Annotated in this window: 11 protein-coding genes; 6 read left to right on the plus strand and 5 right to left on the minus strand. The window is 44.0% G+C overall.

The window, feature by feature from the left end; all coding sequences use genetic code 11:
* Positions 1-16 precede the first annotated feature (16 nt).
* Positions 17-1,951: a PTS 2-O-a-mannosyl-D-glycerate transporter subunit IIABC gene (gene mngA / locus MSG36_RS09920; RefSeq protein ID WP_050634219.1), complete on the minus strand. Its 1,935-nt coding sequence runs from the start codon at positions 1,949-1,951 to the stop codon at positions 17-19.
* Positions 1,952-2,269: 318 nt separating this feature from the next.
* Here mngA and MSG36_RS09925 point away from each other — a divergent pair, with 318 nt between their 5' ends.
* From MSG36_RS09925 to MSG36_RS09940, 4 genes are all read left to right on the plus strand, one after another.
* The gene (locus MSG36_RS09925; protein WP_009845448.1) at positions 2,270-2,986 is read left to right on the plus strand and encodes a GntR family transcriptional regulator; all 717 of its coding nucleotides are present in this window, start codon (positions 2,270-2,272) and stop codon (positions 2,984-2,986) included.
* A gap of 232 nt (positions 2,987-3,218) precedes the next feature.
* A complete protein-coding gene (locus MSG36_RS09930; protein ID WP_248367565.1) occupies positions 3,219-4,115 on the plus strand; it encodes a hypothetical protein in 897 nt (298 codons plus the stop codon).
* 191 nt (positions 4,116-4,306) lie between these two features.
* Positions 4,307-5,071, plus strand: coding sequence for a DUF481 domain-containing protein (locus MSG36_RS09935; RefSeq protein ID WP_248367848.1), 765 nt, complete (start codon positions 4,307-4,309; stop codon positions 5,069-5,071).
* Between the two features lie 235 nt (positions 5,072-5,306).
* Positions 5,307-6,218, plus strand: a complete 912-nt coding sequence (locus MSG36_RS09940; protein ID WP_248367566.1) for a 2OG-Fe(II) oxygenase — start codon at positions 5,307-5,309, stop codon at positions 6,216-6,218.
* A gap of 163 nt (positions 6,219-6,381) precedes the next feature.
* Here the strand turns inward: MSG36_RS09940 and MSG36_RS09945 are convergent, their stop codons facing one another.
* From MSG36_RS09945 to MSG36_RS09960, 4 genes are all read right to left on the minus strand, one after another.
* A complete protein-coding gene (locus MSG36_RS09945; RefSeq protein ID WP_248367567.1) occupies positions 6,382-9,459 on the minus strand; it encodes an efflux RND transporter permease subunit in 3,078 nt (1,025 codons plus the stop codon).
* The gene (locus MSG36_RS09950) at positions 9,446-10,798 is read right to left on the minus strand and encodes an efflux RND transporter periplasmic adaptor subunit (protein WP_248367568.1); all 1,353 of its coding nucleotides are present in this window, start codon (positions 10,796-10,798) and stop codon (positions 9,446-9,448) included. The genes MSG36_RS09945 and MSG36_RS09950 overlap by 14 nt, the downstream gene beginning before the upstream one ends.
* Positions 10,799-10,992: 194 nt before the next feature.
* Complete coding sequence (locus MSG36_RS09955) at positions 10,993-12,186, minus strand: outer membrane protein transport protein (RefSeq protein ID WP_248367569.1); 1,194 nt, start codon at positions 12,184-12,186, stop codon at positions 10,993-10,995.
* Positions 12,176-14,422, minus strand: a complete 2,247-nt coding sequence (locus MSG36_RS09960; RefSeq protein ID WP_248367570.1) for a lipase — start codon at positions 14,420-14,422, stop codon at positions 12,176-12,178. Before MSG36_RS09960 ends, MSG36_RS09955 begins: the two co-directional genes overlap by 11 nt.
* A 357-nt stretch (positions 14,423-14,779) precedes the next feature.
* Between MSG36_RS09960 and MSG36_RS09965 the strand changes: the two genes are divergently transcribed.
* Together MSG36_RS09965 and MSG36_RS09970 are read left to right on the plus strand one after the other, a co-directional pair.
* Positions 14,780-15,484, plus strand: coding sequence for a winged helix-turn-helix domain-containing protein (locus MSG36_RS09965; protein WP_248367571.1), 705 nt, complete (start codon positions 14,780-14,782; stop codon positions 15,482-15,484).
* The gene (locus MSG36_RS09970) at positions 15,477-15,983 is read left to right on the plus strand and encodes a hypothetical protein (protein WP_248367572.1); all 507 of its coding nucleotides are present in this window, start codon (positions 15,477-15,479) and stop codon (positions 15,981-15,983) included. Before MSG36_RS09965 ends, MSG36_RS09970 begins: the two co-directional genes overlap by 8 nt.
* Positions 15,984-16,355 lie beyond the last annotated feature (372 nt).

A 16,355-nucleotide genomic window follows, 5' to 3' on the forward strand; every position in this document is an offset into this window, starting at 1 on the left:
CTAACTCAAAATTCAGTTAGTTCTGTGTTGCAGTACTTGCTTCAAACTTACCCTTTTTTACAGCGTGACCACGCCACATCAGAAGAGTAATGGTTGAAATCACTGTGCCGACAATCGCAGCACCGAACCAGATTGCCGCAGCAGAGAATGCGCCCAAACCAGAATCGTGTAACAAGAAGATAGAGAAGATACCTGCGCCCGGAGTCGATAGACCAATACCTGCCGCACCAACCATCGCGCCTGTCACTACAGAGCCTAGTAAGAACGAACCGATTACACGGATTGGATCTTCAATCGCCATTGGGATTGCACCTTCGGTAATACCCGCCAAGCCAAGTAACCAAGTTGATTTACCCGTTTCAATCTCGAAGTCTTTGAATAAGCGCGGAGCGATCATGGTTGAAGCCGTTACGGTGAACGCTGATACCATTTTCACTGAGCCGAAGATTGCGTATGGGCCATAAACACCGTTTGCCATTGCACCTAAACAGAATGCGTAAGCGGCTTTGTTTACCGGACCACCCAAGTCGAATGATACAAACAGGCCAAGAATCGCACCTAGAAGCAGAGCGTTAGTGCCTGACATACCGTTCAACCAATCCGTCAGACCTTGGTTTAGGAACGCAACAGGTTTACCGATAACAAACAGCATCAAGCTACCTGCTACCAAAGTACCAATCACAGGGTAAAGGTAGAAAGTAAGGAAGCCGTTAAACGCAGGGCCTAAGCGAACATGCTCTTTCACCCAGCGCATCACGTAACCGGCGATCAAACCACCAACGACACCGCCTAGGAAACCTGAACCAATGATGTTTGCTGCAATACCGGCGGCAAAACCAGGACCAAGTGCGGGTTTGTCGGCTAATGAGTAAGCTGTGTAAGCGGCTAGCACTGGAACCATCAATGTACCCAATAGGCCGCCACCTAGTTTGCGATACATCCATAGCCAAGAATCTTTTGTTGCGTAGAGCTCTTGCAGGTCAAAAATTTGCGCGATAAGAACAGCAACCGCAAGCACAGTACCACCAGCAACGATAAGAGGAACCGCGTAAGAAATACCTGAAAGCAGTGCTTGTTTGAGCTCTGTTTTTAGTGGCACTTTCTTAGGTTTGTCATCAGTAGCAACTTTACGCTCTGCACCGTTGCCTTTTTTCGACTCTTCGATCGCTTCGTTTAGAATGCGCTCACCGTGTTTAATCGGTTCTGCAACTGGCGTTTCTACACGAGGAATGCCGTTAAAACGCTCAGATTCTTTAATCGCAACTTCAGCAGCAAATACACAAGCCACTGCATTGTTTAATTGCTCAGCCGTTAAACGATCTTCAATACCGTTTGCGCCCTGTTTTTCAACATGCACGTTATAGCCAAGCTTTTTGCCCGCCTTTTCAAGATACTCTGCCGCCATATAAGTATGAGCAATGCCTGCAGGGCATGCAGTAACACATACAATTGTCGGTGCATTTGTATCTAAGTTGTCTTGTTTTTCATCTTGTTGATTATCGCCATCAAGAAGCGCAAAGATTTCTTCAGCGGTTGTTGCTTTTAATACTGCTTCGCGAACATCGTCGTCAACCAATGTAGTTGTCAGTGCAGTGAGCAGATGCATGTGGGTAGAACCCGCTTCTGCATTCGGAATAGCGATGAGGAAGATAAGATTCACATCTTCGTCTTCATCCAAGCCTTTCCATTTCATTTCTTCTTTCAATGTTGCTACAGCGAAACCAGCTTCCTTAACCGCGTCAGTCTTGCCATGCGGTACTGCTAGGCCTTCACCAAGCGCTGTCGGGCCTTGCTCTTCACGAGCAAATACTGCATCAAGATACTCTTGCTTGTTATGCAGTTTGCCTTGCTGATCCAGTTGGTCAGCAAGTGCGTAAATCGCTTCTTCTCGACTGCTAAACGTAGTTTGCAGATTTACGAGCGACTTATTCGTTAGAGTAGTAAGTTTCATAACCTTTGTCCCATAGTCACGGATTAGTACGACAGTCGTCCCTGCCGACGAGAAGAATAATACAACTTCAAGACATTTAATCCGTGATCACGATCTCACCAATACATATTTGTATTTAATTTGTATTCAAATCGTATTGGTAAATCCTTTTAAGAAAGCTTGTTATGTATCGTTTAATTTGTATTATATGTACTACAAAACGCCGATACGATGCTCACACTAACCTTTAAAGCAAGGCTTATATAGAGCAAATTTACGTATTTAAGGTACAGGTTGTTAATCAAAGTCTAGTTGTCCTAGCGCACAAATGAGGCAAAAATGGCAAGACTCCCTATGTATCGCCAAATCGCCGATGCAATAAGAGAAAAGATCAGTTCTGGAGAATATAAAGTTGGAGAAGCACTCCCAACAGAAGCGCAATTGCGTGAAGTATTCTCGGTAAGCCGTGTAACGGTTAGACAGGCGCTGAAACTACTGATCGAAAACGATGAGCTTGAAAGCGTTCAAGGCAGCGGCACTTACGTCAAAGAGAACAAGATCAATTACGACATCTACAAACAGTCGAGCTTTCAAGAAAAGTGGGCGCATTTGGATGTGGTCACACACAGTGAAGTTCTGGCCTTCGAAATGAAGCCGTGTTCTTTGGCGATGTCTGAACATTTAGATATCAAAGAAGGCGAATTGGTTTTCTACGTAAAACGTGTTCGTTTCATAGACAATAATCCAATCACGGTTGAAGAAACTTGGTTACCTGTTGCCCTATTCCCAGATCTCACCTATCAAGTGATGCAGACATCAAAATACGACTTTATTGAGAACACCAAAGGCATGGTGATTGATCGAAGTGAGCAAGAACTGGTACCGATTCTTCCGCCTGAAGACGTTGCTAAACAGTTAGGTATTGACCCAGCTCAGCCTATCATTGAAAAACGTACTCGCGGTTACCTCGCCAATAACACGGTATTTGAATACAGCCGAAACTACTTCACGTCTAACGATTACCGATTTACTTTGGTCGCAAGACGCCAGAGATAATACTCATCAACGAGTTTCTATAATAGCAAAATGACCAACACAGAGAGCGCCTTGTTCTCTGTGTTTCTATGCTGTTATCTCAATAGTAAACCAAACTTTTTCCTCAAAATATTCCTAAACCAATATCAAGCAACCTCACGAAAGATCATTCACATTCATTTAAATACTGTTCGCGCGCTTTGACCATAAACTAAGCGCCAAATTACAAGAACAACAGTCGACAGGAATGTAGATGAATACCAAACAACTTGAGGACGCTGTAAGTGAAGTGAGCTTATTCAATCAGCACCTCCACTTAATCCAATCCGTGCATACCATTCCGACCCCAAAAATGAATTGGGAGTCGATTGCGATGGAACCTGCGCCGACAATGCCAACGGTTCGATTCGATAATAAAGTCAAAGCCATGGAAGCTCTCGATGAGTACAAACCTAACTGGCTAGATATGCTGCTAGGCAACAAGTCGAAGTTGTACACCCTCACCAATAATATCGAGCGTGCCGCCGAACAAGACATCGAGCAATACAAGACAGAGTTTGTGCATTGGGTTCAAAACTACAGCTACTGGGCCAAGGGCAATCAATTATCGAAAGGTATTTTAAACAACGATAGTGAAGCAAAACTATCAGCCCTTTCCGAAGCGCAACAGAACCCGATTAACGCCGCGGTAGTCGACACCAAGCTGATTAACCATAACTTCAATACCTATAAGAATGGTCACCTGCTGGAGGTCAATATTCAGGTCAATAAGCATAACGTGATCCCTAAAGAAAAAAAGGTATTGTGCCAAGGTGAGGTGAAGCTTGAAACGATGTCTCTTTCGGAAAGCAATACCTTATATCGAGAGTATGTCTGCAGCTGTATTCTTAAGTGCGCGCAAGATGCTTTCAATGTCCTACCCGAGACGAGCGTTGTGATCAATGTTGAACAGATTTCAGCAGATCAATCGAGCGAGACCATCGTTTCATGCCATGTCGAACAAGGGCTACTCGAGTTCTTGCTAATCGAAGACGATAAACCCTCTGAGATACTTGAATTCTTTGTCCACATTGAAGATTTCAATCCTCATCGAGGTAACGGTTTCTCAGCGATAAAAACGATTTTTTCGCCTTTGCCTATGGCGTCATAACTCACACGCATTTTCGATTCAATCATTGACGACTCTTCACGACTAGCCTTGCGTTCGTCGTGTTCAATCACCTTATATACCAAACCATTATGTCGACACACGTTATCTCACAAACAACGCGCCCATTAACCAACACAGTTTCATACACACGCTCCCGAGCAAATCTGCCTCTATTTCTCATCGCGTTCTCTATGCCCATATTTGGAAAAGAGGCTGGAGAAGAGGTTGAAGAAGTGGTACTTGAGGACGACGTCGTATTAAGCGAAGGTTCCGAGTTACAAGAAGAAGCTGAAGAATCTCCTTTTACGACCCTGACCAAGCTCGGGTTTATCTACTCGCAAAACACCAGCTCATCTTTGTCGATCAACTCTGGAATCTCTGTTGGATACAAAAAAGAGAACTGGGGCCAACGAGTTCAGTTTGATACCTACTATACCGATGCTGAAAACGACGAAGACGGCACCAATCGCTATACCACCAACTATGGCATCAGCTATGACCTGAACGAAGTCACCTATTTGGTCGCAACAACACGTTTTGAACACGACCACTTTGGTACTTATCGTAAGCAATTCATAACGGCTACAGGGTTGGGTCGCCACTTTTATGATACAGAAAGAATCAAACTCCAAGGATCTGCCGGTCCGGGTTACCGAATCAGTAAGCGACAGTCTTCTGATGAAGAGTTTCCAAACAAAGAGAACTATGAACTGATCGTCAATGCCAATATTGATGGATCATTAACCCTAACAGAAACGTTTTCTATGGGGGCAACGGCTAACATGGCTTACGGTGAAGAGAACACCAATTACAACCTTAAAGGCTATCTAAAGAACATCTTAATGGGCAATTTGGCGCTAACTTTTGATACCGAATACATCTACAACACTACTGTCGCATCAGACCAAAGTAACGCCGAAATCTACAGCTCAATGAATCTAAACTACGATTTCTAAATAACGCTTCCCCCATCGAACATGCAAAAGGATTTGCATGATCGTCTAAGCTTCTCCATCACTCCGTAATTTGTTCGTCACTAACTATTCCTGACGCTTATTTACTTAAGCAGAACCGCTAAGCCGCTATTTGATTATATAGAAAAGGTTAATTCTGTTTTGCCCAGCACCCCGTTTATCTACAAACCTTGGTGTAATAGATTGTTCGCAAGCAAACAAAAGGAGCGAACACATTATGTTATCTAATCAACTAGAGCGCGCACGCGCCATCGATTTACCGACACGAGAAGCGATGCTTCAACGAGCTCCTTCTGTACAACAGTTTTGGGACAACAATAAGGGCTTGTTCAGCGAAGCCTGGAAAGAATGGGAAGCAAGTGCGGAAGGCAGCCAATTGGATTTCGATGATTCGCTGTTAGATGCCCGCCTTCGTGAGGCTGTTAGAGAAGCTTGGCAAGATCCAACGAAAGAAATCGCGGTAAAAGATTTACTCGAAGAGATCTCTCCTGGGGTGTTTAAGTTTCAGTTCTTTGATGCTGAACGTCTCGCTGAGTTGCGTGATTACTTGGAAGCGGTCTCTAACGCTCAAATCCCGCTACGCCCACCATATGGCATAGTGCTCAACCGTGGTGGAGCAATGTTAGACAGCCGATCTGAAGGTTATTTAGCCGCGCCAAGTTTCCAAGCGTTTTACCGAGATTTACTCGACAGTTACATGCGTCCTATCGCTCGCTTATTGTTCCCTGAAATCATGGGTTACGATACGCAAACTTTTGGGTTCTCGATTCAGTATCAAGCGAACAAAGATACGTCTTTACGTCTTCATACTGATGCGTCTTCTGTCACGCTCAACATAAACGTAAATATACCAGATGAAGAGTTTTCAGGCTCAGAACTTAACTTTTATGACCCTGCTACGGGTAAGATGAACGAAACGACATTCACGCCCGGTGTCGCTATGATTCATCGAGGAAACGTTGCCCATGCGGCGCTGCCGATAACAAGTGGTGAACGTTCGAACTTAGTTTTGTGGTTGTATGGCGACCGTGGACAAATACCACACCAAAATCCGGTGCTAGAGACTATAGATGCGCATCAACGCTGGACAGTACCAACAGTGGTACATGACAATTTTGCACCGTTCTAGGCAGTTTCGCACAGTTCTAGACAGCTTCGTACCATGTTAGATGATACAAACTCCATAGCCTTTCTCGGCAATTGAGAGAATAAATACAAAACGCGCCTACCATGGTTCATGGTAGGCGCGTTTTAGTTTTCACTTCAATTGACTGGTCAATCTATATGGCGAGTTATGCGGGTTTCGTTCTCAACCGAGTCAGTATGTCCATCTGTTTTAGATTCGCCATGCCAACGTAAGCCACTGGCACTAAGAACAGTGAGAAGAAGGTTCCGGCTGTCAAACCGCCGACTAATACCAAACCAATATTGATTCGACCTAATGAACCTGGGCCATCCGCCAGTGCCAATGGCAATGAACCGAGGATCATCGTCAGTGAGGTCATCAAGATTGGACGCAGCCTTGAACGTGCACTGCTGATCGCCGCTTCTTTCGCACTCGCGCCAGATTTGCGTTTCTCGTTGGCAAACTCCACCAGCAAAATACCGTGTTTGGTCACGAGGCCAAGCAGTGTCAGCAATCCTATCTTCGAGTAAATGTTCAGGCTTTGACCAAATACCGAAAGCGTCAAAATCGCGCCCACAATACACAATGGAACCGTCAACAAGATGATCATCGGATCGACAAAGCTTTCAAACTGCGCCGCCAAGATCAAGAAGATAAAAATCAACGCCAATACGAACAGAACTTGTGCGCCCGCGGTTGAATCAATCAGGTCTTTAACTATTCCATTGAACTCGTAGCTCTGAGCAGGTTTCAACAGGCTTGGTACCGTGTCATCAATGTATGCCTTCACGTCGCTCGCCGTATATCCGGGCATCAAGTCCGCGGTGATTTCAGCGCTGTCTTTACCCATGAACGTCTTGAAGTTAGATTCCGATGTCACTTGTTTGATTGATACAAACTGAGACAAAGGCAGCCTTTGACCCGACTGTGAATCCACATACAGCTTATCGAGCACCTTGAAATCACCAAGATCACTCCGGTTCACTTGAACTTGAATTGGGTATGTATAACCGTCGTCCGCTTGCAAATCTGCCGCTTTAACAGAACCAAGGAACGTCGATAACGCATTGGTTACGTTACCGTAATCAACACCAGACAGTACAATCGCATTGCGATCAATTGACAAGTCGTAACGTAATTGGTCACGCAACATTGAGTTCTTAATGTTGGTCACGCCCTCGTAATCTTCAAGCGCCTTAACGACTTCGCTCGCAGTTTCAGACAGCACAGTGGTATCACGGTTAACCGTGGTCAGTTCGAGGATCATGTTGGTAGCGATGTTCAGGTTATCTGCAGAGCGAACCTTGAAAGACATACCGTAAGCAGAGACCGAACTTTGTGCTTTAGCGATAAACTCGTTAACTAATTCATCAGCTGACTGGTCACGTTCACCCCACGGTTTCAATAAAACGTGATTGGTCGGTGTACCTTCAATGTAAGATAAGTTCGCTTCTACTGAACTATCTCCTTTGAACACGCTGTTAAGTTGTTCCTTGTTATCTAGATGATACTGACGACCAACACCTGTTGGTGGCGTAGACGTCACCTCAACAAAACCGGTATCTTCTGTTGGAAGCAACACTTGAGGCATCTTCCAAACTGCTAGCGCAGACAAAGCAATCAATACCAAAGCGATACCGCTCATTAAGGCTTTACGCTCAAACCACTTACCTAGTTCCTTGGTGTACACGTCAGACAGAACGTTAAGCTTCGCATCAACTTTTTGATACCACTTCGCTGGCGTTGAAACTGGCTTCATTAAGTAAGCGCTCATCATTGGCGATAGCGTTAACGCCACAAACCCAGAAATAATCACCGCGGCTGCAAGTGTGAACGCGAACTGTCTGAATAGATCGGCGGTTAAGCCAGCCATCAAGCCAATTGGTAAGTAAACAACCGCCAGAGTTAGCGTCATCGCAATCACTGGAAAGACGATCTCTCGACACCCTTTAATTGCAGCATTGAACGGCGTTTCCCCCTCTTCGATATGACGGTAGCAGTTTTCCGCCACAACAATCGCATCATCAACCACCAAACCAATGGCGAGAATGATAGCCAGAATCGTCAGTACGTTGATGCTAAATCCAAGTAAATGCATGACTGCAAATACGCCTATCACACACACCGGGATGGTGATGATCGGAATTGAAGCAACTCGAAAAGAGCCAAGGAACAGAACCACCACTGCTGAAACCAGAACAATCGCTTCAACTAAAGTCATGAAGCCTTCATCAATTGCGGTTTTAATGAAATCAGCTTGGTTGTAGACCATCTTCATCTCGATGCCTTCTGGCAACTGAGGCTGAATCAGATCAATTTGTTTCTTAACTTTATTCGCAACGGTTACAGGGTTTTCACTTTTCAGTGGTAACACCTGAATCGACATTGCTAGGTTGTCATCAACACGAAGAATACTCGGCGTAAGGCTCTCCTCACCCATTTTGACTTCAGCGATATCCCCGATGCGAATGATCTTGCCGTCATCAACACGGACCACCAAGTCTCGCACATCATCAACGCTGGTTACTTGGTTTACTGGGTTGATGGAGAAATCTCGCACTTGCCCCTTGATAGTACCCGCGGTAAACGTTGCGTTATATGAGCTTAATGTTCCAACCACATCGGAAGCACTCATATTGAGCGCCATCATGCGATCCGGTTGCAACCAAACACGCACCGCTTTTTCGCTGCCACCATACGGCCCCCAAATGCCACCCACACCTTGGATGTGCTTAAATTGAGGCACGACTTGCTGGCTAATGTAGTCGTACATGTCTTGCTTAGACATCTTGCCAGTATTCACAAACGTGATGATGTTACTCGGCATACTGGTGTCAGAAGAGTCATCCGTTACCGTTGGCTTATCCGTCATGCTCGGCGGGAAATCACCAATCGCTTCGACGCTGCTACGCAGATTGTTCATCAAGCTAGTGTATTCGACGTCATTAATGGCATCTTCAAAGATGATTTTTAGATTACACGTGCCTTCCTGACAGTCCGTCGTCATGGTTTTCACGCTGTCGAGGCCCGTTGCAGCGGTGATGAGCTTATCTGCCACATTGCGCGACATGAACTCAGCACTAGCGCCATTGATCGCAGCCGTTACCGTTGCTGAAGGTGTTTTATGTTCTGGAAAGTATTGGATTGAGAGCTTTTGAAACGACAAAAGCCCAAGCAAAACAATGGTGATGCTCAGAACAGACGCAAACACTGGGTGTTTGATACAAATTTCAGGAAGCTTCATTCAGATTCTCCTTCGCTACAGCTTCCTTGCTTAATGTTTCTTTGCTGTGAGTTTCTTTGCTGTGAGTTTCCTTGCTTTGACTTTCGCTCGATGATTGCTCAACAGTCGCACTCGTCTCTGCTTGCTCGCTGTTTGCGTTGATCGCTTCATCTACAACTTTCGATGCTTCCGTCCAATCAACTGAAGGTTCAATCGGATGTGGTTCATCCACCTGTGTTACGGTCTTTTCTACTTTAGGCTCAGCGGTCTGCTGAATGTTCTCTTTGCTTGTCGGTTCCGTTATTAGCTCAACGGTTTTCTGTTCAGCATTTGGGTTCATGATCTTAACTAACGACGCTTTCTTAAGGTTCTGTTGTCCCGTCACAACGACGTTATCACCCAGCTTCAAGCCTTTCTCGACAACAACGTAACCATCGTTAGTATTCACGCCTAATTCGACAATGCGTTGCTCGATTTTTTCACCATTCACGACCCAAACAAAGCGCTCTGCATCTTTTGCTTGAACGGAGTTTTGAGAAACCACCATCTGTGTTGAATCTTCGCTTGTCATCTGACTTACTTTGGCAAACATACCCGGAACTAAGCGATGTTCTGGGTTAGTCACGTGCGCGTGCACTTCTACACGGCCTGAGCTCTCGTCCACCGCTGGCGCAATGTAATCCACTACGCCAGAAAACGCTTCATCGACAAATGCATCAACTTGGATGGAAACATTCTGCCCAAGCTTTGCGTTGCCCAAGTCCGACTGGCCAATGGAATACTGAACTTCAACAGGATCGAGTTTGATTAAGCTGACCAACGCGGTTGCGCTATCAATCTTACTGCCCACTGAGTGGGTGAAGTTAGTTAGCTGCCCATCAAATGGCGCTACCAATAAATAGTCATTCATCAGCGCTTCTTTCTGACGGAAATCAGCTGCGGCTAGATTCGCCTGTTCTCCCAGTTCTTCGACATCTTGCTGAGACATAGAGTCAGGCTGTTTCTTTAGTAATTCTTGTACTCGCTTTAATTTTGACTTTGCTAACGCTAGAGAGCTTCTTGCTTTGTCTAAATCGGCTTTCGCTTTGGTATTGTCCAGTTGAGCGATCAGTTCGCCTTTTTTAACTGAATCTCCATCTTTGAAATGGATATTAAGAATTTTGTCAGAGGCACTAAATGTCAATGCAGCAGAATCCGTTGCTCTGATTTTGCCAACCTCGTTGATTGAAGAAGTGAATGCTTGTTTGTGCGCTTTTTCGATAGTCACAGGAATCAAGTTTGAGTCTTGGGCAAACGATGGAGAGATATGGAAGGCAAACAGTGCCAAACAGATTGTTTTACTAAGCTTTGTAAATTTCATTTTTAATAACCATAACCGTTGAATTCGTCTGAATTAAAACGTTTTTCTAAGCAGCTATTTCTTACTTAATGAGCTTCCAGCTATTTAAATAATGCTAAAACAGCTAATAATGAGAAAAGGGCTCAACTCACTGTCGAGCCCTGCAATTTTTATATGATTCCTAAATTTTTACGCTCTGAACTCCAAAGTAAAAGTTAAAAACGATGCTGATACTGAACACCGAGTAAGAGAGCATCGGCAGTCACATCAGCAGTTATATTGGAACTCGTTCCTGGGATCGTCGTCAGGCTTTCGTCAATATCTTGTGATTCTCCGACGATAAATCCGACACCAATGTCCACAGAACTGGCGGCCGTGAAGTTATATGTTCCTCCGACTGTGAACCAATGACGGTTAACATCAGGAATTGATAACGATGTGAGTTCGTCAGTTGGGGAAATGTCGTACATGTAACCCGCTCGTAGAACGATGTCTTTGGACATGATGTATGTACCACCGACAGAAACATGTCCTGCATCTTTCCACTGGTACTCTTTGATCGAGTCGTCATATGAGTTAGATGTTAGCGAGTCAAATTCAGACCAGTTCACCCACTGCAGGCTGTAGTGGAAAGCCCACTGTTCGTTGAGTTGGTGCCATCCGGAAAACTCTAGAGTGTCTGGTAACGGAACATTCATCTTGTCGGCAGGGACACCACCTTTGGTAATGTCACCTTCCACTTCAATATCTGGGCTGTAACGGTAAGTAATACCAAACTTGTTATGTTCATTGACTTGGTAGGTCGCACCAACGTTAGCCCCCAAACCGAAACCATCAGCATCTACGTTTAACAGGTTTTGGCGGTATATTTCACCCTCACCGTAAATAACATCTAGCCCTGCGCCCAAATTGATTTTTTCAGACAACTCATAAGCCACAGCGAAGCCAACATTGATACTGGAAAGCGCCGTTTTTCCTCCAAACTCATCCGCTTCGAACGACTCGTCAAACTCAACATCAGTACCGAAATTGGAATGGACTGTTACGCCCAGAGTGAACTTAGAACCTTCGATAGGATGCACATAATGAATGTTCGGAACTAATGTCCCTGCGTCTAATGATTGGTCATCTAACATTTCAGTATCACCAATCATTGGTGTGTAGCTAACACTAGACACATCAATACCACTATCGATATAGATAGCGCCGACAGAGAGTGTTGGTTGCTCGATGTAAGCCATCGCAGCACTGTTCTTAGCAACAATAGCAGCGCTATCTGCCATCACTGCATCACCGGCAAATGCACGACCTAACCCCGTTGCTGACTGCGCGTTAAGTTGAAATCCAGCCGCATTAGTTAAGCAAGGAACAAGAGCAGCGGCAGTGCCCAATAAAAGTTTATTCTTCATCTTGAGGCACCTCTGTTTCGATATGATCTTCGTTATTAATAACGACTACTGCTCCGTCACTCATTACCATTGAAGCAACAGCAACTTGCTGTGTGTCGACAGCTTCACGTACATCAGACATGTTTTCGCCCGGCGTGCCCGGCAAGCCATTTTCATCAACAGGACCTTCATAGGGGAACAAATACGTACCATGCCCGCCCGTTGTGGTTCTTACTGCTCCACGCTTTTCATTAGTATTTTCTGATGTGCCTGTTATTGGGTCTAAGCCAAGCGCAGTAATCAGTGGTTCAGTACCAGTACGAATGTTATCTGGCGCGGTATTCGGAATTACGCTATCTGGGACGTAATCAACGCCAACGTCACAGGTTTCCCCGCAATCTCCCACGGCTGCCAACAAAAGAGTTGGTTGCTCAGCAGCTACTTGGCGAGAGATAAAGCTAGCAGGGTCTGCACTATCTATTGTGGCTTGGACCCCTTGTTTAAGGTCGGTAACAACTAAATCGAAGATGTCATTCTCTAGCTGACTAACAAGTAGCGCGTTATCAGATGAAAGCTCTACAAACTCTCTAAGTGCTTCAATACATTGTTGATTCGTCGCTTCTGTTGTACATGTATCTGGTATGACAGTTTCAGCAATGCCACGCTGCACATCTGGGGATTTCTTAACCCCTTCAGACATCTCAGGGCCTAAAGTTTGAGAAGACAGAACCAAATTAGTGAGCCCCTGGCCTGGGACAACAAAGTTCACCGTGTTGAATCCAAAAGCAGTATTAGTTGGGAATCCATCTTTAACTTGGCTGAATTCGCTGACCATTACCGACATAATTCCACCCAAGGATTGTCCAATTAAGTGAACGTCATCTTTTTTAACCCACGCTTCTTTACTCAAGGCATAGCGAAGACCTAAAAAGTCAGACACTGATTGCTGAAGGTTAGAACGCAGTGCTAAAGGGGAATCAATATTGATGAAGAACGCCTTGTCTGCTCTAGCACTAATCTCTACCCCTTTCTCCGGCCCCTCACCGTCTGGATCGGTATTGTCATAGCGCATTCTTTCCCCGTGATATGGCATATCGATCGCCACCACGGCATAGCCTTTAGTGGTGTAATCTTTAGCCATCAAAGAAGCTGTGCCGCGCTCAGCTGTAACACCATGGATAAAGATCGTGGTCGGCAATTGTTCACCTTTATTCCAATCCCAGTTATTTGGAACATAGATATCAGCGGTTATTTCAAGGTCCTCAGTTATTTGAGGCGTAGGGTTATCCGCAGTAGGAAATCCCCCCGAAGTGTTCGTAATCCATTCATACAGCGGTGGACAATTTTCTTTCGGGTCAAATTCGTCGACGGTGCACTCGGCTTCTCTCTCTTTTGTAAATGGTAAATAAAATGGTATTTTCAGCGTCTTATGGTACAAGTCATAATCTGGTTTTAAACCCGTAACTTCACTTCGAGTACCAATAAACGAACTCCCATACAGCACGTGGTTATTTCTCATCGTATCCAGAGGCGAATAAGCACTCTGAGTTTTAAATTGAGCAGCGTATACAGGAAGACCGTTACCCGGATATAACGCTTGATATGAGCTAATGGCATTAATTATCTGAGCATGAAGAACTTCTTCTTTTTCACTATTTAATGGAACATCTGAATAAATCAATTCATCAAAACTAGCGTCTGCTTTTAACGGTTCATTAAATTCAGTTTTTACCCCATCCGTTACTACAATCGAATAAGTACGACTTTCAACTAAACCTGATTCACATTGAATTTTAATATTGGAACCATCAGCGGATATTTGAGTGACGACTTCTTCGCCTGTTAGGTCATCAATTAATACAACATTCCCGGCTAAGGTTTCGTTATTGAGTGGATAACGTTTGTCCGAATTAACACTTTGAAGCGGAATTAAAATCGGTTCCGCACAAAGTCCCCAACCGTCTAGGGCTGCGTATGAATTGTTGTAGTCCTGATAATAAGCATCATTGGTCGATGACATTGCGGCAACGTCTTCACCGACACCGGATATTGTTCCATCGTCGTCATACCCATACCCATCGTTTGGTTTTGGTAGTTCATTAATGTTGTAGGGAACCAATACCGAAACGGCATCTTGAGTCGAGTCTTCAGACTGACAGCCGAGTAAGGCAAGCGTAATTAGTCCACATATATATGGCTTACTGAAATCTTTCAAAACAGCTCCTTCGTAGCTTTCGCATTTAACTGGTGTGGTCATGCGATTTATCGTTATTTGAATTGCCGATTGAGTCGGAGGTAAACTCGACTTTTATTCGTAGAGAGCAAGGCAACACAGAGTTGGAATGACACGTTGATAAAACTACGTAAGAAATTTGAGCAATTAACCCACACCCACTAAATCAGCGTCACCCGCTAATGATCCAATAGCTACTAACGGCAAGCACCTGAAACCACATTAAACAACCTCAAAAAGGTATATAAGGAAATCTAATTAGGTTGATAATTACCATAAATTCATACACTTAAATATCAAAGACGATGAAGTCAGTAAGTTTATGTTTGTTGTAAGATTTGTTATATTTAGGTTAGAACGCTTATAATAATGAGAACCCAGATGTCTGCTGAATTTATTATCAATGATGATATACAGGTCAATTTAGAAGAGAGTGAAATCCATCACTTTAAGACGGGCCGTACGTACCCAATAGGTTCTAATGAATCAGAGCTGCTTAAGTTTTTTATCTCGAGACCTAATGAGGTGATCACTCGCCAAGTTCTAATTGAGCAGGTGTGGGTGTCTAAAGGTATTTACGTAGAAGATGGCAGCCTAATGCAAACCATCTCGATTTGCCGAAAAGCGTTAGAAGATAAGAGCGGAATGATCATTGTCACTGAGCGTGGTAAAGGCTACCGATTTGCAGGACAAGTGACACAAGACAAAGAACGCGCGCTGCGTAAAATTCAATCGCAACCAAAACAAGAAACGAAACATCCTGAAAACAGCACAGCGACAAAAAGCTCAACAACCGAGACAACGGTCGCTACGAAAAAAACAAACAGTCTATTAGCACTGGTTGCATTATTTGTAGTGACTGCAGGTTTATCCCATTATTTGTTTTCTTATTTAGATAGAAATAGCCTAGGCGAAGATCTCGTGGGTCAGCATTTTATCTCATGTAAAATTGAATCCGACGAATTCACTTTTAATGAATTATTCAACGTGACGCTTTATGAATATAAGGGACGAAAAATCATCATCGATAATTCAGGAAAATCTCTGAGCTTCCCTGCCGGATTTAAAGGAGTGGCTTGTGAATAACAAAACGAATACAGCAATTTTTGTGGTACTGCTTGGCGTATTAGTCGGGTGGCTTTCTACTTTTATTCCTAAATCACATCTTGAAGGGCATTATTTAGCAAATACAGCGTCGATTATTAACCCGTCCAATAATATGATTCATAACCAGTCTTCTATTAACATCGAATTTAAGAAGAATGACAGTTATGACCTATTGTACGTATCGACTAAGCAAGTCGGCTTTACGTCATCGGGATCTTACTCTGCCACTCAACACGACATCTCACTGGATGAGAACCAACACCAGCAAATCATCCCGAATCGCGAGTTGTCGTTTTACGAAAAGGTCATGATAAGTGAAGGGTCTACCCTATCTTCTGACGCGATGCCTTACATTCCATTGAATAGAGAAGAGCTTTTGCTCGTTACTCGCTATGGGATGATTCATTTTTGTAAGAAGGTCGTCTGTTCTGAACTGCCAACGTATTCAAATGACACCCCTAACGTTGATATGAACTAAACTCGCTCGCTATTTTTAAGCTTAATTATATTTTGGTGACTGCTTGTGTTTTAACGCTTACTTAAAGGAAATAAGTAGGCGTTAAACATAAGTAAGCTTCAAAGCTAAGATTCTCATCTCTTTACCCCGATAAATACCCACTTCGTTACACGTTTCCTTCCAAAGCACAAAAAACACTCGCGATTTATAAAACAACACTTCCATATGCAACTAGAACAATCAAAGGTGATCCAAGTTATATTCTAACGAGCCACAAAATTTGTTTATTAACATCTAAACAACAGTAGTTAATCACGATTTATAACCACAATTAACATCGAAAAAAATGTTTGTCTTAGATCATATCAACCTCAACTATGCCTCGTGCCACAG

Source organism: Vibrio sp. 1CM8B (genome assembly GCF_023161685.1).
GTDB classification, from domain to species: Bacteria; Pseudomonadota; Gammaproteobacteria; order Enterobacterales; family Vibrionaceae; genus Vibrio; species Vibrio coralliirubri.